The 20956-nt window shown below is 37.1% G+C and carries 17 protein-coding genes and 1 tRNA gene; 11 read left to right on the top strand and 7 right to left on the bottom strand.

Going from position 1 to position 20956, the window contains the following annotated elements; translation table 11 throughout:
• Positions 1 to 158: 158 nt before the first annotated feature.
• Positions 159 to 374 (top strand): hypothetical protein, encoded by a 216-nt coding sequence (locus DD829_RS23400; RefSeq protein WP_076390494.1) that lies wholly within the window; start codon positions 159 to 161, stop codon positions 372 to 374.
• A 385-nt stretch (positions 375 to 759) separates the two neighbouring features.
• Entirely contained in the window at positions 760 to 1758 is a 999-nt protein-coding gene (locus tag DD829_RS18975) for an SDR family oxidoreductase (protein ID WP_108408606.1), read from the top strand.
• A gap of 40 nt (positions 1759 to 1798) precedes the next feature.
• Here DD829_RS18975 and DD829_RS18970 read toward each other — a convergent pair.
• Both DD829_RS18970 and DD829_RS18965 read right to left on the bottom strand, forming a co-directional pair.
• Positions 1799 to 1883, bottom strand: a tRNA-Ser gene (locus DD829_RS18970).
• 239 nt (positions 1884 to 2122) lie between these two features.
• Positions 2123 to 2719 (bottom strand): hypothetical protein, encoded by a 597-nt coding sequence (locus DD829_RS18965; protein WP_108408607.1) that lies wholly within the window; start codon positions 2717 to 2719, stop codon positions 2123 to 2125.
• A 161-nt stretch (positions 2720 to 2880) separates the two neighbouring features.
• Between DD829_RS18965 and DD829_RS18960 the strand changes: the two genes are divergently transcribed.
• Complete coding sequence (locus DD829_RS18960; RefSeq protein ID WP_108408608.1) at positions 2881 to 3753, top strand: AraC family transcriptional regulator; 873 nt, start codon at positions 2881 to 2883, stop codon at positions 3751 to 3753.
• Between the two features lie 111 nt (positions 3754 to 3864).
• Here DD829_RS18960 and DD829_RS18955 read toward each other — a convergent pair whose 3' ends face one another.
• Positions 3865 to 4296 (bottom strand): hypothetical protein, encoded by a 432-nt coding sequence (locus tag DD829_RS18955; RefSeq protein ID WP_123906936.1) that lies wholly within the window; start codon positions 4294 to 4296, stop codon positions 3865 to 3867.
• A 573-nt stretch (positions 4297 to 4869) separates the two neighbouring features.
• Between DD829_RS18955 and DD829_RS18950 the strand changes: the two genes are divergently transcribed.
• Genes DD829_RS18950 through DD829_RS18925 form a run of 6 tightly spaced genes read left to right on the top strand, consistent with a single transcriptional unit; the run spans position 4870 to position 12150 of the window.
• Positions 4870 to 6342: an ATP-binding protein gene (locus DD829_RS18950; RefSeq protein ID WP_108409461.1), complete on the top strand. Its 1473-nt coding sequence runs from the start codon at positions 4870 to 4872 to the stop codon at positions 6340 to 6342.
• A gap of 6 nt (positions 6343 to 6348) precedes the next feature.
• Positions 6349 to 9960 carry a response regulator gene (locus DD829_RS18945; protein WP_108409460.1) on the top strand — a complete coding sequence of 1204 codons (3612 nt, stop codon included), beginning with the start codon at positions 6349 to 6351 and terminating at the stop codon, positions 9958 to 9960.
• A 15-nt stretch (positions 9961 to 9975) separates the two neighbouring features.
• Positions 9976 to 10341 (top strand): response regulator, encoded by a 366-nt coding sequence (locus tag DD829_RS18940; RefSeq protein WP_076390456.1) that lies wholly within the window; start codon positions 9976 to 9978, stop codon positions 10339 to 10341.
• Positions 10342 to 11172 (top strand): CheR family methyltransferase, encoded by an 831-nt coding sequence (locus DD829_RS18935; protein ID WP_108409459.1) that lies wholly within the window; start codon positions 10342 to 10344, stop codon positions 11170 to 11172. It begins immediately after the preceding gene.
• A gap of 11 nt (positions 11173 to 11183) precedes the next feature.
• The gene (locus DD829_RS18930) at positions 11184 to 11756 is read left to right on the top strand and encodes a chemotaxis protein CheB (RefSeq protein WP_108409458.1); all 573 of its coding nucleotides are present in this window, start codon (positions 11184 to 11186) and stop codon (positions 11754 to 11756) included.
• Between the two features lie 31 nt (positions 11757 to 11787).
• Complete coding sequence (locus DD829_RS18925; protein ID WP_108409457.1) at positions 11788 to 12150, top strand: response regulator; 363 nt, start codon at positions 11788 to 11790, stop codon at positions 12148 to 12150.
• A 71-nt stretch (positions 12151 to 12221) separates the two neighbouring features.
• On the opposite strand, the gene DD829_RS18920 is transcribed toward DD829_RS18925, so the two are convergent.
• A complete protein-coding gene (locus tag DD829_RS18920) occupies positions 12222 to 12524 on the bottom strand; it encodes a hypothetical protein (RefSeq protein ID WP_123906934.1) in 303 nt (100 codons plus the stop codon).
• 212 nt (positions 12525 to 12736) lie between these two features.
• Between DD829_RS18920 and DD829_RS18915 the strand changes: the two genes are divergently transcribed.
• Both DD829_RS18915 and DD829_RS23395 read left to right on the top strand, forming a co-directional pair.
• A complete protein-coding gene (locus DD829_RS18915) occupies positions 12737 to 13966 on the top strand; it encodes a PQQ-dependent sugar dehydrogenase (protein ID WP_116548051.1) in 1230 nt (409 codons plus the stop codon).
• Between the two features lie 476 nt (positions 13967 to 14442).
• Positions 14443 to 14745: a hypothetical protein gene (locus DD829_RS23395; RefSeq protein ID WP_123906932.1), complete on the top strand. Its 303-nt coding sequence runs from the start codon at positions 14443 to 14445 to the stop codon at positions 14743 to 14745.
• A 325-nt stretch (positions 14746 to 15070) separates the two neighbouring features.
• On the opposite strand, the gene DD829_RS18910 is transcribed toward DD829_RS23395, so the two are convergent.
• The 3 genes from DD829_RS18910 to DD829_RS18900 form a co-directional block, all read right to left on the bottom strand.
• Complete coding sequence (locus tag DD829_RS18910; RefSeq protein WP_108410555.1) at positions 15071 to 17254, bottom strand: outer membrane beta-barrel protein; 2184 nt, start codon at positions 17252 to 17254, stop codon at positions 15071 to 15073.
• Positions 17255 to 17414: 160 nt separating this feature from the next.
• A complete protein-coding gene (locus tag DD829_RS18905; protein WP_108410554.1) occupies positions 17415 to 18221 on the bottom strand; it encodes a DUF4249 domain-containing protein in 807 nt (268 codons plus the stop codon).
• A gap of 3 nt (positions 18222 to 18224) precedes the next feature.
• The gene (locus DD829_RS18900; RefSeq protein ID WP_108410553.1) at positions 18225 to 20567 is read right to left on the bottom strand and encodes a TonB-dependent receptor; all 2343 of its coding nucleotides are present in this window, start codon (positions 20565 to 20567) and stop codon (positions 18225 to 18227) included.
• Positions 20568 to 20956 lie beyond the last annotated feature (389 nt).

Here is a 20956-nt window from a genome sequence, read left to right as displayed (position 1 = left end):
GATAAATATTTATGACCATCAAAGATTTAATAGTATTTATTGTGAATATAATCACTGTATTGGTGTATTTTTATCTAAATTTTAAGAATTTAACTTTATTGAAGAAAATTGGCAAAGAAATTGTGTGTCTCTATTTGAAACTATTAAAAAACAAAGCTATGATTTCTTACTACGATTTTAAAAATTTGCCAAATCAGGCACAGTGCAGTTTCGTGATGAATGAAGGACGTATCATGAGCGAAAGAACAATGGATACAGTAAAATATGTACTTTATGAAGTTTCTTATTTTACCGTTGAGGTTATATACAATACCATTAACAACAAAACAGAAGTCATTAATGTTTTTCAGAACAAAGGAGCTTATGCTATGTAAACATATTTAAAGAGACATATTATTTATTAAAGAACAGATCTGTAAAGGTCTGTTTTTTTTATTGCTTTTATACGGAAATTCGTAGATTTAAAACAAAAAAAATCCTCAGAGAGAATCTGAGGATAAAAACTAATAACCATGAAAACTCAAATTAAACATGAGTAATTAGTAGTATTAAAAAATTGTGCCAAGAAAATACTGAAAAACTTGTATTTAAGATTAATTAAGAATATTAACGAAAATTTATAGTATAAAAATTTTATAACATCCTGCATCTAATTTCTTATCTCGGAATTAATAAATACAGAAGAATTTAAATGATATTTATACTCGGTATGGCATAATAATAGGTTGATTACAGGTAATTAACCAAAACCATCACAAAATGAATTCTAATAATGAACAAAAAACTATCAGAGGAAAAACCGTAGTAATTACCGGAGGAAGCAGTGGAGTAGGAAGAGCTGCTGCGGAAGCATTTGCTTTGGAGGGGTGTAATATTGTAGTTGCGGCAAGAGGCAAAGAAGCTTTGGACGAAACGGTAGCTTTATGCAGAGATTTGGGTGTTTCCGCCATGGCTGTTCCTACAGATGTTTCTATTGCGGGTGACGTTCAGAATTTAGCTAATAAAGCATTGCAGTTTAACGGCAGAATAGATATTTGGGTAAACAATGCAGGAGTAATGTCCAGTGGGAAATTTGAAGAAATTCCGATGGATGTAAATGAACAGGTGATTAAAACCAATCTTTTCGGGTATATGCATGGAGCTTACAGTGTTTTGCCGGTCTTTAAAAAACAGAACGAAGGAATTTTAATCAATAACGTCTCTATAGGCGGATTTATGCCGGCTCCTTACAGTGCGGTTTACTCTTCCACAAAATTCGGAATCAGAGGAATGATGGAGTGTCTTCATGGAGAAATTTCAGATTTTCCGCAGATCCATATCTGTAATCTTTATCCGCAGATTCAGCGTTCTACAGGAAATATGCACTCTGCAAAATATTCAGGGCTGGATTTTAAAGTTCCTCCTTTTGCTGCAGACCCGCGAGATACAGCAGCTAAAATGGTGGAATTGGCAAAACGTCCAAAAAAAGATTTATTTCCGGATTTCACTTCAGCATTCCTGAAAAACGTTTACGGGTTATTTCCAAAACCTGGCATTAATACCGCTTCAGCGGTCATGAGACTGATGATGAAAGTGAAAAATGCCCCATCTGATTCCGGAAATATTCTAGAGCCTTCCTCAGAGCCTCACCGAATTTATGGCGAGACGATGCTTCCTGTTCCATCAAGAAAAACAAAAATTGCAGTTTTAGCAGGTTTGGGATTAGGACTGGCTTATATGTTCCTGAAATTGAAATCCAATTCTTCAGAAAACAGTTAAATAAAAAATCCTTCAAATTGAATTTGAAGGATTTTTTTTGCGGAGAGTGAGGGATTCGAACCCCCGGACCTGTTACAGTCAACAGTTTTCAAGACTGCCGCAATCGACCACTCTGCCAACTCTCCAGAAACTCCGATTACATCGTCGTTTTCAGTGGTGCAAATATAGAACTATTTTTATTTTCTGCAAAATAATTTTTAAGGTTTTTGGTATAAATTTCAAAAACGGCTTTGTATCAGTAAGATAATTTTAAAAAAATTAAGGCAGCCATTTCTCCGTGATTTAAAAAAGAAAAGCTGCCTTAATAAACTAATTGTACGTAAAATTTTAATTCCGATATAAATACGGGAATGTATAGAATCTCTTATCTCAAAGCGATTGTTCTGTTAAATGTATTGCCATTTTCTTCAATACTGATGATGTATTGATCTGCGGTTTTAGGATCGAGATCAAAAGTCATGTTCAGCTCACCATTTTCCCCTTCCTTTGTTGAAGAATAATAAGTGTTTCCGGAATAGTCAGTTACAGAAATTCTTACCTTGTTCTTCAGATTTGCAATGTGCAGCTTAACAACATGATCAGAAATACTAAATTCCGGTTTGCTGATAATGGCAAAAGGCGTTTTTTCAATTTCAGCCTTATTGTCATCACTAATCTTTATCTTATATTTTTCAATCTTTTGCTCAGATTCTGCAATAAGGTAATAAGTTCCCTCTGCCAAATCCTCCAGATTGTAAGTCTTTATCACTGAATCTTCATTTTCAAGCCTTTCGGAATAAAGTTCGCCATAAGAATCATTGTAAATAACCAACGATATATTTTTGGCGTTGCTCACTTCAAAACGTACCGTTTTGGATGTAGATGTTCCGAAAGAAAGGGAAAAATCTTTGTCTTTAGCCATTGCATCTGCAGAAACAAATAAAAAAGCTGCTATAAAAACGGATTGAAATAATTTTTTCATAATGATAAGATTTTTATTATCAGTTATTTATATTGCAAATTTAGATGCTTGGTAAACAGTATGCTACCATATAATTTTCATATTTATGTATTATTTTAACTCTAAATTTTATTTATAGATTAATATTTGTTAATTTTGTATATGAATTTTAATTATTGGCTATGAAGCATTCCCATCCGGCTTTTGAAGCCGTAAAACCCAATATCGGAAGCAGTTTTACAAGTCTTAAATTTCTTCGCAACGAAAATATAAAGTCTCATGTATGGCATTATCACCCTGAAATTGAACTGATTTTCGTTTGTGGAGGTTCCGGAAAAAGACAGATCGGAAGTAATATTTCTTACTTTTCCGACGGAGATCTTGTGCTTATGGGAAGTAATCTGCCGCACTGCGGAATGACGAATGAAAATACCAATAACGATTATGAGATGGTAATTCAGTTCAAGCCTGATTTTTTGGGAGGAAATTTCTTTGAACTTCCTGAAATGCAGAAAATTTCAGCTCTGCTGGAAAAATCAAAAGCAGGAATTGTTTTTTCGGAAAATATCAAAAAACAGATAGGACAGAAAATTGTAGCAATGCACGAATCTTCATCGTTAGAAAAACTGGTGAAATTTCTGGAGATTCTGGATGCTTTGGCTTCAACACCGGATTACAGAATTCTGAATGCCGGAAAATATTACCTTCAGACTCAGGTGGAGGATAATGAAAGAATCAATCTTATTTTTAATTATGTGAAAGATCATTTTAAAGAACAGATCACTTTAGAGCAGGTTGCAGATCTTGCCAATATGAGAGTACCTTCTTTTTGCCGCTACTTTAAAAAAATCACCAATAAAACCTTCACACAGTTTGTCAACGAATACAGAATTACCCATTCGTTAAAGCTTCTTGCAGAACAGCCTTTGAGCATTACAGAAGTGTGTTTTGAATCGGGTTTCAACAACTTCAGTTACTTCAACAAAACTTTTAAGGAATACATTCAGAAAAGTCCTTCGCAATACAGAAAGGAATTTAATTTTTTAATCGAATGATTTTAAGTCATCATAATAGCAAAAGAAGTATTTAAAAGCATGAGTCTGTAACTTACCCTCTTAAATACTCCTTTAATATTAAGAAATTTAGGTTGTAATATTATAATCGCATTAACGGAATTTTCTACCGGAATTCCCATAATGATTGGAAGAACTTATGCCGTGAAAATTATTATACGTGTAATACAGATCTTTAAAATAAATCTCGTTATCCATTTCATGTTTTTCAGCTGCAAAAGGATTTTTAGGCAGGCTGAAAATTTCCTTTTGAGAATGCGCTGTCTTTTGAGCAGGCTTTTTTATACAGTTGCAATGTTGATGGTCATTTTTTTCATGCTCATGAAGATCCATTACTGTTACTTCTGTATTTTCTAAATTTCTGAATTTTTCAAAAGTTTTCTGGTCCAGTGTAAACGCGGGTTCTCCGTGATAGAAAAAATGATCAATGATATCAGGATGATTATTATGTTTCTGTTCAAGCGGGGCAGCGGAAGTATAACCTTTGCATTGCGTGCATCGGGCAACTTGTATTTGTATCGACATATCTAATGATTTTAAGTGTGTCTTATCTATATCACAAGTTGTGCCATCATCTTTATTTTTTTCAACATAATAGTTAATTTTAAGAATAATATTCAGAAAATAAGCCACTTAAAAAATGTGAAACAGGCTGAATAAAATTCATAAAAAAATCCCCGACTTTCGGCGGGGATAAAAACTAATAACCATGAAAACTCAAATTAAACATGAGAAATTCGATGCAAATATAAGAACAATAAAACAAACCCACGCAATAAAACGTGGGTTAATTTTGAAAAATATATTTAAGTGAAAAAGTGTTACTATCCTGTATTCAAACACTGTGCCGTGAATAATTTTTTTAGATTAAAATTTTAACTAAAAATGTGGTATGTGGTTAAAATTTTACTCTTAAATCACTGAATTGAAGAAAAAAGAAATTTTAAAAATTTTTTGTAAAAAAATGAGCATCACAAAATTTTTTTCCACTATTGTGGTATGTGTTTTGATAATAGGTAAAAAATTCCTGTTTTTCGAAATATTGTGAGTATTTTTGAAGCTGAAGTAAATATAATTAATTATTGATTTAAAGTTTATATGATCTTAATTGTTGATGACAACCAAAGTAATCTCTATTCACTCAAAAAACTACTCGAATCCAAAGATTTTCAGGTAGATACTGCAGATTCCGGTGAAGAAGCGCTAATGAAGGCCTTAAAAAATGATTACGCACTGATTATTTTGGATGTTCAAATGCCGGATATGGATGGCTTTGAAGTGGCGGAAACTTTAGCAGGATACAGCAAAACAAAAGAAGTTCCTATTATTTTTCTTTCTGCAGTAAATACCGAGAAAAGATTTATCACACGCGGCTACGCTTCCGGAGGGAAAGATTATGTAACAAAACCGGTAGATCCGGAAATTCTGATGCTGAAAGTAAAAACGTTCTACAACCTGCAGGAACAGAATATTGCGATGAAAAAAACGCAGCAGAGCCTGGAACTCGAAGTAAAAGGAAGAAGAGAATCTCAGGTGACCATGAAGTCGCAGATTGATCATTTTCACTTAATGCTTGAATCTCTTCCTCAGATTGCTTTTACCCTTAATGAAAACGGAATTGTAGATTTTGTAAATGGTAAATGGTATGATTACTCAGATTCTGAGAAAAATTTTCCCGAGACCCATCCCGATGATGACAATATTCAGGAAGAATTTGAACGATGCCGAAAGAAAGGAAAATCCCTGGATCTTGAAATCAGAATAAAAAATAGAGAAACGGGCGATTTCCGCTACCATCTTTTACGCGTAACTCCCGTCTACGAAGAAAACGCGATTAAAAACTGGGTAGGAACCTTTACAGATATCGATGATCAGAAAAAAGTGGAGAAAGAAAAGGATGAATTCCTGAGTATTGCAAGCCATGAACTCAAAACTCCTTTAACGAGCATTAAAGCTTATGTACAGTTATTGGAAAGAAAATTAAAACTCGATAAAGAAAGCGCAGAAGCCGGCTTCCTTACCAAAGTACAGGATCAGATCGAAAAACTGAACACTTTAATTACAGACCTTCTTGACGTTTCCAAAATTGAAAACGGAAAACTGAAAATCACTAAAAAACCTGTAAATCTTGAAAGCGTGATCAGCAACGCAATCGATACAATTGTGCAGACGCACGAAAGCAGAGTAAAAATCAAGCGCGATGGAATTAAACCCGACATTCTTATTCCGCTGGATGAAATTCGTATCGAGCAGGTTCTCATTAACTTTTTAACCAATGCCATAAAATATTCACCTCAAAACAATCAGGTGATTGTAACCACTTTTGTAGACGAAGAAGAGCAGGAAGTAAGAGTAAGCGTTACAGACTTCGGAATAGGAATTCCGGATTTTAAGCAGGAAGCTGTTTTCAATAAATTTTACCGTGTGGAAGAATCTTCACTCCAGTTTCAGGGAATGGGAATCGGTCTTTTTATCTGTTCCGAGATCATCAAACAGCACCACGGAAATATAGGCGTTTCCAGCAAAATAGATGAAGGGTCTACATTTTATTTCACTCTACCTTTAAATTAATTTTCCATGCCGAAAAAAATTATAAGAAATCTTCAGTTTGGGATAGGATTTTCTATCCTGATCCTGATTGCAAGTTCACTGGCTTCCTACTTCAGCATTCAGAACCAGATGAACCATCGTGAAAGCGTTGGAAAAAGCAGACGCGTTGTAACGGCGGTAAAAGATATTCTGGTTGCGGTTCTTGATGCGGAAACCGGAAACAGAGGATATCAGCTTACCGGTCAGGAAGTTTTTCTGGAACCCTTTAAAAGAAGTATTTCTGAATATTCTAAAACCTTTGAATATGCAAGAAGTCTGGAAATTACAGATCCGCACCAAAAAAGACTTTTGGACCTTCTGGAAAAAAATGTAGAGACCAATCTTGCCAATATGAAGCTCTTTGTAGAAAACCGCAGAAGAGGCATCATGATGACGCAGGAGCAGATTGAAGAAAGTAAGCTGTATATGGACCGGTGCAGACAGATTGTAAAAGATTTCTCTCAATATGAAGAAAATCAGCTTGCTGTAAAAACCAGAGATCTTAATAAATCTTCCCGAACTACCGTTTTCTTCATTATATTTTCTTCAATTGCAGCGGTCGTGGTTACTGCATTTTTCTATGTAAAACTGAGAGCAGATCTTATCCGAAGAGATAAACTTGAAAAAATGCTGAAAGCAAAAGACGAGGAAATGTCCAGAAGAGTAATCGCAATCAAACAGATTGCCAACAGAATTGCCAACGGAGATTATAACCAGAGAGTCGTAGATACGGCTGAAGATGATCTCGGCGACTTGGTGGAGTCTTTAAATAATATGACGGAATCTCTGAAATTATCTTTCGATACCATTAATAAAAGCGACTGGAGACAGAAAGGTCTTGCCATACTTAACGAATCTTTGGTAGGAAACAAATCGGTAAAGGACGTTGCCAAAGCATCTCTTCATCAGCTTATTGAATATGGAAACTGCATCAATGGTTCAATCTACCTTTATGATGAAGGATTACTTAAGCTGAACGTAGCTTTTGGTCTGGAAAACAACATGAAAAAAGTTTTCGAACCCGGAGAAGGAATGGTAGGACAGACTTTCGTCAGCGAAAAACCTCAGGTATACAATAATCTTCATGAAGATGATTTTGTGGTAACCTTTGCAAGCAGCACGATCCAGATTTACGGAATTATGCTGATCCCGATCTTTGCCGACGGTTTCATCATTGGAGTTTTAGAATTAGGTTCAACAACCAATTTTGAAAAAGACAGAGTCGATTATTTCCTGGAATGTAGCAGAAACATAGGAATTGCCTTAAGTGCGGCAAAAGGCCGTGAAAAAGAACAGCAGTTGCTGGAAGAAACACAGGCGCAGTCGGAAGAACTGCAGGTACAGCATTCCGAGCTTGAAAATCTGAATACCGAACTCGAAGCGCAAACCCAGAAACTTCAGGCTTCAGAAGAAGAACTGAAAGTTCAGCAGGAAGAACTGATGCAGGCAAATGCAGAGCTGGAAGAACGTTCAAGACTGTTGGAAGAAAAAAATCATTTGATTGCAGAGCGCAACAATGAAATTCAGAAAAAAGTAGAAGAACTGGCTTTGAGTACAAAATACAAGTCGGAATTCCTCGCAAATATGTCCCACGAATTGCGTACACCGTTAAATTCAATCCTTCTTCTTTCAAGACTGATGACGGAAAATCCGGATGAAAATCTTAATGAAGATCAGATCGAATCCGCTAAAGTAATTCAAAGCTCAGGAAGCAGTTTATTAACCCTAATTGATGAAATTCTGGATCTCGCTAAAATTGAATCCGGAAAGATGACTCTGGAATATCAGGATGTTGTTATCAATGATGTGGTAAAAGACTTAAAAGACCTTTTCAATCCTGTATTTCAGGAGAAAAATCTTCAGTTTAACATCAATATCGATGAATCTCTTGAGAAAAATATTGAAACCGACCGTTTAAGAGTAGATCAGGTTCTGAGAAACCTATTATCGAATGCATTGAAATTTACCACAAAAGGAAGCATCGATTTAAACATTAAAAAAGATCCTAAAAAAGCAGATTTTATCATCTTTTCCGTAAAAGATACGGGAATCGGGATCGCTGAAGACAAACAGAAAATCATTTTTGAAGCATTTCAGCAGGCAGACGGTTCCACAAGAAGAAAATTCGGGGGAACAGGTCTTGGACTATCGATCAGCCGTGAAATTGCGAGATTATTAGGCGGAGAGCTTACCTTAAAAAGTAAAGTGGATGAAGGAAGCGAATTCAGCTTAAGTATTCCTGTAAAAGCAGTTCCGGAAGTTCCTCAGGTTGAGAACGATCAGAATCTTGTGGAAATCATCCGTGAAGATGTTGAAGAAATTCAGAATATTCTTGATGAAAAACAAACACAAGAAAAGGAAGTCGTAAATACCCTTCAAATCCCTGAAAATGTGGACGACGACAGAAATACCATTCAGGTAGGCGATAAAACCATTCTCATTATCGAAGATGATACCAATTTCGCCAAAGCATTGCTGAAATATGCTCATTTACAGAACTACAAAGCTGTGATTGAAGTAAGAGGAGACCGCGGTCTTGCCGCAGCACTCGAATATCGTCCGCAGGCAATTCTGCTGGATGTTCAGCTCCCTGTAAAAGACGGATGGCAGGTAATGGATGATTTAAAATCCAATCCCGAAACAAAACACATTCCGGTACACATGATGTCTGCGCTTCATGTAAAGAATGAAAGCCTCATGAAAGGTGCAATTGATTTCATCAGCAAACCTGTTGCGCTCGATCAGATGACCGATGTTTTCAGAAAGATTGAAGAAGCCCTTAAAAAAGGTCCGCAGAAAGTATTAATTGTAGAAGAAAACGCAAAACACGCAAGTGCACTGTCTTATTTCCTCAGCAATTTCAATATTTCGTTGTCGGTAGAAAATAACGTGCAGGACAGCGTAAAAGCCTTAACGGCAAATCATGTAGACTGCGTCATTCTGGACATTGGAGCTTCAAGAGGAAACGAATATGAAATTATAGAATCCATAAAAAGTTATGAAGGACTGGAGAATCTTCCGATCATCATCTTTACCGAAAGAAATCTATCCAAATCCGAAGAACTGAAAATAAAGCAGTATGCAGACTCCATCGTTGTAAAAACAGCACATTCTTACCAGAGAATTCTGGATGAAGTGGGATTGTTCCTGCATCTGGTGGAAGAGAAAAATAATTCCATTGAAAATGTAAGAAGCAAAACAATGGGATCGCTTACGGAAGTTTTAAGCGGTAAAAAAATACTGATTACCGATGATGATGTCCGAAATATTTTCTCCCTTACCAAAGCGCTTGAAAAATACAAAGTAGAAGTTGTGGTTGCTATGGACGGGAACCATGCGATCCAGCAGATTAAAGAAAATCCTGATATAGACGTTATCCTGATGGATATGATGATGCCCGAACTCGACGGTTACGAGGCGATCAAGGAAATCAGAAAAATGCCTAAGTTCAAAAGACTGCCGATTATTGCCATTACCGCAAAATCCATGATCGGAGAGCGTGAAAAATGCATCACGGCAGGAGCGTCAGATTATATCTCCAAACCGGTGGATATCGATCAGTTACTATCCTTACTTCGTGTTTGGTTATATGAAAGTTAAACAGCTAAAATTCTGATGAATAAAAAAATTCTTATCGTGGACGATGATCCGCGCAATATATTTGCTTTAAAGCTCACCCTGAAAGCCAGAGGATATCACATTGAAAGCAGTACAATGGCTCAGGAAGCCATTGAAGTTTTAAATAAAGACAACCATTTTGATGTAGTTTTAATGGACATGATGATGCCGGAAATGGATGGGTATGAAGCCATAAAGATGATAAAAAATACACCTTCTATCAGCAATATTCCCGTAATTGCAGTTACCGCGCAGGCAATGCCTGAAGACCGCCAGAAATGTCTGGATGCAGGAGCTGCAGACTATGTTTCAAAGCCGATAGATGTAGACCTTTTAATGAATGCTATAGAAAAATTATCGTAAATGCTGGAACCAAGTATTGTAAAAGATGAAGAAGTAGAATATCTTATTAAAGATGTCTACGATATGTACGGCTACGATTTCTCCGAGTACAGCCGCGCTTCCTTCAAGCGCAGGGTGAACCGTATATGCCTGATCGACAGATTTACAAGCTTTGCAGAGTTAAGATATACAATACTTAATGATCCTGAATACCTGAAAAGATTCATCGAAGAAATTACCGTAAACGTAACGGAAATGTTCCGCGATCCTCAGTTTTTTAAAGCATTACGGGAGAAAATTCTTCCGCAGTTGGGAACCTATCCGCTCATCAGAATCTGGGTGGCGGGATGTTCTACCGGAGAAGAAGCCTACTCAATGGCTATTTTGCTTAAAGAGGCAAATCTTTACCATAAATCTTTAATTTACGGGACAGATCTTAATCCTTCCGTTCTGGAAACAGCAAGAGCCGGAGTTTTTCCTTTGCAGCAGATGAAGCTGTATTCTGAAAACTATATTTTATCGGGCGGGAAAAAGAATTTTTCAGATTATTATACAGCCAATTACGACAGTGTGAAATTTGATAAAAGCCTTCAGGAAAAGCTAATTCTTTCTACCCATAATCTCGTTTCCGACAGCTCTTTCAACAGTTTTCAGCTTATTATCTGCCGAAATGTTCTTATCTATTTCGATCGCGGTCTTCAGGAAAGAGTCTTCCGTCTTTTTGATAACAGTCTGGAAAATTTAGGTTTTTTGGCGTTGGGCGCAAAAGAAACCCTTAGATTTTCTAAATTAGACAAAAATTATAATCAGGTGGATGATCAGAAGATCTGGAAAAAAGTAGATCATCAGTAAGCTGTTTTATCATGAGAACGAATAATACAAATATCGACCTGATCGTTATCGGAGGATCCGCAGGAAGTTTGCAGGTCATTCTGGAAATGATTAAAAAAATAAACGAAAAGCTGGATTTTGCCATTCTGCTGGTGGTTCACAGAAAAGCACATTCCAACAATATCCTGCAGACTTTGCTGCAGCAGTTTTCGCCTATGCCGGTTATTGATATCGAAGATAAAACAGAAATTCAGAATAATACAATCTATATTGCTCCGGCAGATTACCATTTATTATTTGAAAATAAAAACATCATGTCTCTGGACAGCTCGGAAAAGATGAACTATTCCCGTCCTTCCATAGATGTAACCTTTAAATCTGCGGCGGAGATTTACGGCGACCGGATGATCGGTGTGCTGCTTTCCGGAGCCAATGCAGATGGTGTGGAAGGTTTGGCATACATCAAAAAAAACAACGGAAAAGTCTGGATTCAGGATCCCGAAACCGCAGAAGTAGATTATATGCCGAAACACGCTGTGGAAGAAATTAATTTTGATCTGATTATAAAGCCCGATAATCTGGCAGAGTACATCAATCAGTTATAAAAATATAACCCCTAACTAAAGTTAAATAGATATGAGCAAGAAGAAAATTTTGATTTTTGATGATGATAAAACTATTTTGGAAGTCATCACCATCATTTTTGAAGAAAATGGTTATCAGGTCGAAATTTCGGAAACTTCACATGATATTTTGGAGAAAGTAGAACAGTTTCAGCCGGATGTCATCCTTATGGACAACTGGATTCCCAAAATTGGTGGAGTGGAAGCAACAAGGCTTCTGAAAAATCATCAGGAATTTAAAAGCATTCCCGTGATTTATGTAACGGCAAATAACGACATTGTAGCTCTTGCGCAGGAAGCTCAGGCGGATGATTATGTTGCCAAACCTTTCAATCTTGAAGATTTAGAAGATAAAGTTGCACAGTATCTGCAGTAATATTCGAAAAATTTAAAGTAATTCTCTCAAAAAATAAAACTCCCTGTACAAAGCTGTACAGGGAGTTTTATTTAAACAATTTCCTGCATTTCCCTCGAATCGGTTTCAGGATAAATTTCAACTGCTTTCTGCATCTGTTCTGTTGTACAGACTCCGATATTTATTTCTGTGATTACAGATGTCAAAACCATTTTTATATCGGGCTGCGAAAGAATTTTTTCCGAGAAAGTAGTGGCAATAATCGGTTTTTTAGAAACCAGATTTTCGGTAAATGTATATTCTCCTCTCAAATCAATTTCTGTATTGAATTGCTGTTTAATGACTAATTTTAAATACTTGTTTATTAAATCTTTATTGGCTAACAGGTTTTCCATCTTCAACGTGTTTACTATAATGCAATAATATTCATGCCATACTTTATTTTTTAAACTTAAAATTTTCTTAATCATTAATTAAAATGTAAGAAATCCCCTGAAACAGTGCAACCGATTGAATCGTATTGATAAATTGCCACCAATTCGGGATTTACGGCAAGTAATTTGTTGCACAAAACAAAACTCACACAGAAACACCAATATTTTGAAATATGAAAATAAGAACCTATCATGTACTGGTTGCTGCTTCGCTGGTAATGGCAAGCTGTTCGGATACCATCGATGAAAATGGAGGAAATAACGGTCCCTCGCTTCCTCCGGTAGAATCCAATGCTGCCAATACGAATTATCAGCCGGCTTTTGCAGGACAGACGAGAGCGAATGGTGCAAAAACTTCCACGCCGTATGTAAGTGAAGTGGTAACTTCAGTTCTGGCTTCCCCTTGGGGAATTACAGCTTTGCCGGATGGCAGACTGCTTATCACCGAAAAAGCGGGAACCATGAGAATCGTAAGCAGTACCGGAACCTTAAGCAATGCCATTACCGGGCTTCCTTCCGTAAATTCAGAAGGACAGGGAGGATTGCTTGGACTTTGTGTAGATCCGCAGTTTACTTCCAACAGAATGGTTTACTGGGTATTCTCTGAAAATGTTTCAGGCGGAAATATAACTTCTGTAGCAAAAGGAAGACTCTCCAATTCAGAGACAACAATAGAAAATCCGACCGTAATTTACAGGGCAAATCCTTCTGCCAATGTCGGAAATCTTCATTACGGAGGAAGAATTGTTTTTGATAATACAGGCAATTTATTGGTAAGTACAGGTGAACGTTCAGATCTTTCTACAAGACCTCTTGCACAGTCTGCAACGGCAGCTTTAGGCAAAATCCTGAGAATTACAACCAGTGGTCTGCCCGCACCCGGGAATCCTTCGTTTTCACAATCGGGGGCATTGCCGGAATTATACAGCATCGGACACAGAAATCCGCAGGGAATTGCCATCCATCCTGTAACGGGAGAATTATGGCAGAGTGAGCACGGACCGAGAGGAGGGGATGAGATCAATAGGGTTTTAGGCGGCAAAAATTATGGCTGGCCTACCATCACTTACGGAATTGAATACAGCGGAGCCACCATCGGCGCCGGAATTCAGCAGCAGGCAGGAATGGAACAGCCGGTTTACTATTGGGATCCTGTTATTTCGCCAAGCGGAATCACTTTTTATAAAGGAAACACCATTCCGGAGTGGCAGAATAATCTTTTCGTAGCTTCCCTAAGCGGAATGCACATCGCGAGACTGGTTCTGGAAAACAACAAAGTAATAGGCGAAGAAAGGCTTCTTTCATCCGAAAACCAGCGTTTCAGAGATATTACACAGGGAACAGATAGCAATTTATATGCAGTAACGGACGGAGGCAAACTCTACCGTATCCGTAAACAATAATTTCAAAAGATTTTTTAAGAATCAACGCCGGAAAAAGATATTTCATCTTTTTCCGGCTTTTTTATTATAAAACTTGTCTAAACTTTTTTACCGCAAAAGAAGCAAAAGATTTTAACTTTAAGTTTAATACTTAAATCGAAAAAAATGATAATATAAAAGACTTTAACAGACTTGTCTTTTTCAAAACTTTTTAAATATGATGACTAAAATTAACGTGAGTTCAATTCAAGAACAATACAAATTATCAGTAGGAATGGGCTTTAGCCCATTTAAATAGTTTTGCGAAACATAATGGCTTTAGCCAAAGCTTAAAGTGAAAGAAAAATTTTAGGAATTTATAAACCATGATTATCATTAGCTGAGTTTCACGCCGTTGCGCTCGAAAAATATTCTCATAAATTTCAAAGCAACCTCAGCGAGCTTAGCGTTTAAAAAAGACACCATAACAATCTCTGCTCAACATCTATTAAACCTCAATGAACACGTCTTTTAATATTCCAATGAGGTTATCCATCGATCCCGATACGTTATTCAATTATCTGTATAGGTTCCGGACAGGTTCGGAGATGTGTTTTATTATTCCGGAATGGTCTTTCACCTCTTCGTATCGATGTAAAACGTGTCGCGAGATTTACATGACGTATCACGAGATCTTCAAGACCTCAACGGACGCATCAAAAACCTCAACGGACAGTTTGAATAACGTATCCAAACCATTATTTAACGTCTTCGAAAGAGTACAGAACGTATCCGAAACCATACAAAACGTATCCCGATAGGTTCAGAACATACAATTTGACGTTGGGAACGTGAAAATTAGAGTAAATTAGAAGTTTAATAGCAACCATCGCAATGACGTAAAATATTCATTAAATATGGTCTTGGCTTAAGGTACAAAGATTTTATCTGCGATAAAATTAAGCATCAATTCTTATTGAAAATCTTCGATTTTCTTGCGCCTTAAAGATTTGAGACGAATAAAAATCCTGCGTCTTTGCGTTTTCCAAAAAGAATATTTTATTTAAAAAAAGTTGAAATAAACTCAATAAAAAAAACGGACAATGAAAATTAATCCATCGTCCGTACTAAAATTTAACATTAAAATTATTTTCCGCCGCCGCCGTTTTTCTCAACATCGGTTTTGGTATTTTCTTTTACTTTCTGGTTTCCGAAACGTTTTACAAATGAAATAGATGCTCCGTACCAGTCCCATTTTGAAGCATTTCGGAAAGTTCCTCCCTGCACAAAAGTGGTGGCATCATAATTCGGTCTCTGGAAAATATTCATGAGCTGAAGGCTGACTTCCATCTGGGTTTTCGGGAATATCTTCGTGGCAGAAATATTATGAAAGACGTTTGCTTTGTTCGTCGTGGAATTTCCGTTATTCTGGTTAGACACTTCTACCCATGCGCTCAGATTGATATTTTTATTAAACAGATTCGTATAGGTAAGGTTGGTGGAAGCACTCAGATAGCTGATGTAGTTATTGGCATTTTCCAAACCGTTTTTCCTGTTAAAATCGCTGTTGTCAATATAATACCATCCTAGACCAAGATTCACCGTAAATTTATTTTTGAAGAAAGTCTGGTTCGTATTGGCAAAAACGTAATACTTATGCACTTTCCCGAAAAAGTTGGAGGGCTGCGTAATGGTGATGTTTTGAGGATTTCCGTTGATATCATTAATCGTTCCCGTTACATAATTGGTCCAGTAATCCTGATCGGTAAACATATATCTCGCAGAGATAAAGTATTTTTTATGAATGCCTAACTTCATATAAACCCTGTCGCTTGGGTTGGGTTCCAGATCGATGCTTCCACGGCTGTAGAATCCGTCGCTGTTCGGGATCATGAACGGATTGAATTCCGCATACCACGGTCGCCATATATTTTTATTATACGTTAAGCTTAAATCATAATTGTCTGAAAAAGAATATTTCAATAAAATATTGGGCAGCAGTTTTCCGTAAGAATCTCTTCTCGAAGTTCCTGCATTATCCTGACGTATTTTATAGTCGATGTATTCATAACGGAGTCCGATTCTGGTTTCCAGTTTTTTAAAGAATGTTTTGCTGTAGTTGGCGTACAGGGAACTGATGTTGTCCTCATAGTGGAAAATATCTCCGGAACTGAGCCCCGTAAGCATATTGCCGTATAAGCTGTTTGGGATCACATTATTATTGAAATCGATCTTTCCGCCGACTTCAAAATTTCCGCCTTCTTTTCCGATAGGCTGCGTGTAATCTACTTTCAGGTAATAATTTCTGTTTTCGGTATCCGTAAGAACTCCTATTTCCTGTTTTTCATCCGGTTTGGATTTGTACACCATATTTTTTACAAAATAATCGTCGCTCGACTGTCCGTAATAATTGGAACCTAAATTAATGTCAAGGATTTTATTCTTTTCCTTATCATACCATTTATAAAAAATATTGGAGCCGAAGTTTCTGTTAAGTCCCGTAGAATTTTGGTTCTGAAGATAAGAATTTTCGAAGAGTCCGTTAACATTTCTCAATCCGTCTGCATCGGTATTGGAAGAAGAGTTGCTTTGGTAATATTCAAGAATTACACCTACTGTATTTTTATTGTTCAGTTCAAATTCTGAAGTGGAGGAAAGGGAAGGACTTTTGTATCTTCCTATGGTTTTAGAATTTCTGTAAGTTTCAGAATTTTCAGCATCCACTTTATAAAGACTGGAATTGCTCTGTACGTTGGTATTGTCGCTGTAGCTTCCGATGAAGGTCTGTGTAAAGCTTTTACGGTGATAATTTAAATTCAGGTTGGTATACTGAGAGTTTTTGGTGTTCTGCCTGTTGTTTAAGGTAACGCTCCCTTTAATTCCTTCATCATCACGCTTTTTCAATACAATATTGATGACAGATCCTGTTGCTTCATAGCGGGAAGACGGACTTGTAATCACCTCAATTTTCATCAGATTGTCTGCAGGAATCGTTTTCAGGTATTCTTTCAGTTCCTTTCCTGTAAAAACAGACTTCCTGTCGTTGATGTAAACGGTTACGGTTTCTCCTTCAGCTTTTATGGCATCATTGTTATCAATACTTACCAGCGGAGTCATTCTCAAGACGTCCCAAGTCGTGTTTCCTGCGAGAATAGAGCTGTTGGAAACATTAAAAACGGTTCTGTCTACTTTGGATTCAATGGTTGGTTTTCTTACCGTTACGGTAACTCCTTCAATAGCCTTCTCCTTAGATTTTAGAGTATCCTTTTCAGCCTGTGCAAATGTAAATATGCCTGCTAAAAAGGCAATCGGTATCAAAATATTTTTCATGTAAAAAAACTATGTTTCTTACATAAGACACCGAAAAGAGAATATTTGTTACATCACATCGTATTAATTCTATAATAAATTTTTAAGAACTGAAAGGTCAGTTGTTTACAGAAGCCAAAAAAAGCTATCCGGAAAGTACAGATAGCTTTTATTTAATTTTTTACTGAATAACAGCGGTTCTTATTCTTACAGTATGTGCTGAAAAATAGCCCAAAGCTCCGTTGCTGATGTTGCTTGGAGGATTGGCGGGAGTAATTCCTCCGCCGGGACCGCTTCCTGAAAGCTGTAGAAGGGCAGAATAATAGGTATACACTTTATCATCAATACACTGCATTTCTACATGGATCACATCTCCTGCAACTACTTTAATATCATTCGCATTGCTGTCGTCGTTGGGAAGCAGAAGAGGTCTTTGGTTCGGTAATCCGTTGTTCACATTATCTGAAAATTCGGAGAAGAATTTTTTCGGATTGCTGTTTACGGTATACACAAACAGATAACGGTTTCCTAGAGTTGCCGGATCTGTGAAAAGCGGCAGAAGCGTATAGCTCGTCTGTCCTGCCACAAGGAAAGAATCCTGCTCCAGACCGTCGAAAGAAACAGCTTGTGGCATTGTACTTTGCGCGGTGTACTGTTTTCCTTCTGCGTTAATGGTTAACGTATAAAGTCTTCCGGGCTGTCCCACAAAGGTGGACGTTTTGTAATTTCCGTTTCCGGCATACTGAAGCGTTTCCGTCTGTCCGGTATTGTCACTCAAAACCACCTGCGCATTCGTTACTGCGGGATATTGGTTCGCCTGTGTAAAGGCTACGGATTTTGTAATCTTCACAAAATAAGGTCCCGCCTGATCGGTGATGTTTCCCTCAATAACAATCTGTCCGCTCTGATCTTCGAGATCAAGATCTATTTCTTTTTCGCAGGAAGTGAATAAAAATAAAGACAGTATGATTAAAAATATATTTTTCATGCATTAAAATTTGAAATTATACGTAATGTTTGGAATCCATCTGAACAGGGCAGTCTGCATTGCGCGCGTTGTTCCCGGCTTATCCGGATTGTCTTCAAAAGTGATGGTGTAAGCATTTTCTCTGCCGTAAATATTATAAATTCCGAAAGACCATGATCCTTTAAAGCGTTTGTTGTTTACAGGTTCGTATGTTGCATTAAAATCCAGTCTGTGGTAAGCAGGCATTCTGTCTGCATTTCTACTGCTGTACTGGAAAACCGTCTGTCCGTTCAGTTCATACTTTCCGGTCGGGAACGTAACTGCATTTCCGGTGCTGTATACAAAAAGTCCCGAAAAAGTCCATTTCGGATTCAGCTGATAAGTGGCAACAACTGAAAGATCGTGCGTTTTGTCTTGTCTCGCGTTGTACCATTCATTATTATTAATTCCGTCGATTTTTCTCTCCGTTTTGGATAAGGTATAGGAAATCCATCCGGTTAATCTTCCGCTTTTCTTTTTGGCGATGATTTCAAATCCGTAGGCTCTTCCTTTTCCAAACAGCAGTTCGCTTTCCACATCTGCTGCTGTATCAAAAGTAATCTGGGCTCCGTTTTTATAATCGATCTGGTTCTGAAGAGACTTATAATAGATTTCGGTATTGATTTCATAATTGTTGTTGCTGAAATTTCGGCTGTAGCCCAAACTTACCTGATCTGCAATTTCAGGCTTTACCGTAAAGCTGCTTCCAATCCACTGATCCGTAGGATTTCCGCTTCCGCTGTTGCTTAAAAGGTGTAAATTCTGAGTATTTCTGGAATAGCCTCCTTTAATGCTGCTTACTTCGTTAATCCTATAGTTTGCCGTAATTCTAGGTTCTACATTAACGTATGTTTTCCCGAATTTTCCTTTTTCAACAAATTCAGAATCTGTAAGAACTCCGTTTTCATAGGTGTTAAACACATCTCCTCCCAAAACGCTGAACAGGGAAAGTCTGGCTCCGTAGTTGATCGTCAGTTTTTCGGTAGCTTTATAATCATCATTAATATAGAAAGCATTTTCCCAGGAATATCTCGGGTTTCTCGGATAACTGCTCACACTCGTTCCGGAAGCGCTGCTTGGCGTAATGGTATGATAAATAGACTGCAACCCAAACTTTACCGAATGTTTATTTCCCGCAAACCATGAAAAATCCTGTTTCAGGTTCCAGTCCTCAATCTTGGAACTCAGTCCGAAGGTATTGTTATTGCTGCTTAAGCTTACGTTATAATTGTAGTTGCTGTAAATTAATGAAGTATTGGAGAATAATTTGCTGCTGATGATGCTGTTCCATCGCAGGGTAGCCGTCGTATTTCCCCAGTCGCTTGAAAAAGTATCGCCTAATCCCAAAACATCACGCCCAAAATAGCCGGATAAATACAAACGGTTGTTTTCATTGATCTGATAGTTGGCTTTTAAGTTAAGATCATAAAAATATAATTTGCTGTCTTTGAAATCGTCTGTTGCTTTTAGAAAAACATCGGCATACGTTCTTCTTCCCGAAACAATGAAAGAAGATCTTTCCTTCTGAATAGGACCTTCCACGCTCAGTCGGCTGCTGATTAATCCCAATCCTCCGTTTACATTGTATTCTTTGTTGTTTCCGTCCTTCATTTTCACATCCAGAACCGAAGAAAGTCTTCCTCCGTATTGGGCAGGACTGTTTCCTTTGATGATGCTTGCATCTTTCAGCGCATCGCTGTTGAACGTACTGAAAAAGCCGAGCAAATGGGATGCATTATAAACGGCTGCTTCATCCAGTAAGATCAGATTCTGATCCGTTGCACCGCCTCTTACACTAAACCCGCTGTTTCCTTCGCCGTTGCTTTTGATTCCGGGAAGAAGCTGTATGGTTTTCAGAACATCTTTTTCTCCAAACAAAACGGGAAGTTTTTCAATATTTTTAATGCTTAAGGTTTCGGTTCCCATCTGTGCAGAAGTAAGATTTTTATCTTTTTTTACCCCTGAAATTACCACCTCATCTATTTTTCCGGTTCTTTCTTCCGCTTCGTTTTCTCCGGAACTCAGTTCCAGATCCTGTTTGATATTATCTTCTACGGTAATACTTTTCGTAAAATCTTTAAAACCGGGATTAGAGATCATCAAAGTATAATTTCCTTTGGGAAGAGAAAGCGAGTAGAAACCATAATCATTGGCTACCACAGCAATCGCAGGATCTTCAGCAACTTTCACCGTAACGCCAATCAGAAGCTCTCCGTTTTTCTTATCTTTCACAGTACCGCTCACAGAATATTTCTGCTGGGCAAAAACTGCCGTACTGAAACAAATTGCTGCTGCGGTAGTGGCAATTTTAAATGATAATGTCTGCATGTAAGTTTGTTTATTATTTGAATAATTCGTTAAATATAAATTATTACATCTCCTGTATGTGAAGAGAGTATAAAATTAATGCTTTAATCTGAACTTTGGCAACGTTCGGGAAAACTTCATATGAAAAACGGATTTTAAAGATTTTTATTGGCTTAAAATTTTTAAGAAAACATGATTTTTTTGAAATTTAAATAAAATGGTTTAGACTTTTAAGTTGTTTAAAGTAAAAATTTTAAATGTTGAGTTTGTTTAAACTTTTTAAAATAAAAATAGTCTTATTGGAAAACGCAAACGCGCAGGATTTTTATTAGTCTCAATCTTTAAGGCGCAAGAAAATCAAAGATTTTCAATAAGAATTGATGCTTAAGATAAAATCTTTGTACCTTAAG

Source organism: Chryseobacterium sp. HMWF035 (genome assembly GCF_003094695.1).
GTDB classification, from domain to species: Bacteria; Bacteroidota; Bacteroidia; order Flavobacteriales; family Weeksellaceae; genus Chryseobacterium; species Chryseobacterium gambrini.
Note: the sequence above shows the minus strand (reverse complement) of the source record. Positions and strands in the feature narration are given on the sequence as shown.

Excerpts from the sequence above, each read along its gene's own strand:
- DD829_RS23400 (WP_076390494.1), top strand. The coding sequence starts at position 159 with ATGATTTCTTACTACGATTTTAAAAATTTGCCAAATCAGGCACAGTGC.
- DD829_RS18975 (WP_108408606.1), top strand. The coding sequence starts at position 760 with ATGAATTCTAATAATGAACAAAAAACTATCAGAGGAAAAACCGTAGTA.
- DD829_RS18965 (WP_108408607.1), bottom strand. The coding sequence starts at position 2,719 with ATGAAAAAATTATTTCAATCCGTTTTTATAGCAGCTTTTTTATTTGTT.
- DD829_RS18960 (WP_108408608.1), top strand. The coding sequence starts at position 2,881 with ATGAAGCATTCCCATCCGGCTTTTGAAGCCGTAAAACCCAATATCGGA.
- DD829_RS18955 (WP_123906936.1), bottom strand. The coding sequence starts at position 4,296 with ATGTCGATACAAATACAAGTTGCCCGATGCACGCAATGCAAAGGTTAT.
- DD829_RS18950 (WP_108409461.1), top strand. The coding sequence starts at position 4,870 with ATGATCTTAATTGTTGATGACAACCAAAGTAATCTCTATTCACTCAAA.
- DD829_RS18945 (WP_108409460.1), top strand. The coding sequence starts at position 6,349 with ATGCCGAAAAAAATTATAAGAAATCTTCAGTTTGGGATAGGATTTTCT.
- DD829_RS18940 (WP_076390456.1), top strand. The coding sequence starts at position 9,976 with ATGAATAAAAAAATTCTTATCGTGGACGATGATCCGCGCAATATATTT.
- DD829_RS18935 (WP_108409459.1), top strand. The coding sequence starts at position 10,342 with ATGCTGGAACCAAGTATTGTAAAAGATGAAGAAGTAGAATATCTTATT.
- DD829_RS18930 (WP_108409458.1), top strand. The coding sequence starts at position 11,184 with ATGAGAACGAATAATACAAATATCGACCTGATCGTTATCGGAGGATCC.
- DD829_RS18925 (WP_108409457.1), top strand. The coding sequence starts at position 11,788 with ATGAGCAAGAAGAAAATTTTGATTTTTGATGATGATAAAACTATTTTG.
- DD829_RS18920 (WP_123906934.1), bottom strand. The coding sequence starts at position 12,524 with ATGGAAAACCTGTTAGCCAATAAAGATTTAATAAACAAGTATTTAAAA.
- DD829_RS18915 (WP_116548051.1), top strand. The coding sequence starts at position 12,737 with ATGAAAATAAGAACCTATCATGTACTGGTTGCTGCTTCGCTGGTAATG.
- DD829_RS23395 (WP_123906932.1), top strand. The coding sequence starts at position 14,443 with ATGAACACGTCTTTTAATATTCCAATGAGGTTATCCATCGATCCCGAT.
- DD829_RS18910 (WP_108410555.1), bottom strand. The coding sequence starts at position 17,254 with ATGAAAAATATTTTGATACCGATTGCCTTTTTAGCAGGCATATTTACA.
- DD829_RS18905 (WP_108410554.1), bottom strand. The coding sequence starts at position 18,221 with ATGAAAAATATATTTTTAATCATACTGTCTTTATTTTTATTCACTTCC.
- DD829_RS18900 (WP_108410553.1), bottom strand. The coding sequence starts at position 20,567 with ATGCAGACATTATCATTTAAAATTGCCACTACCGCAGCAGCAATTTGT.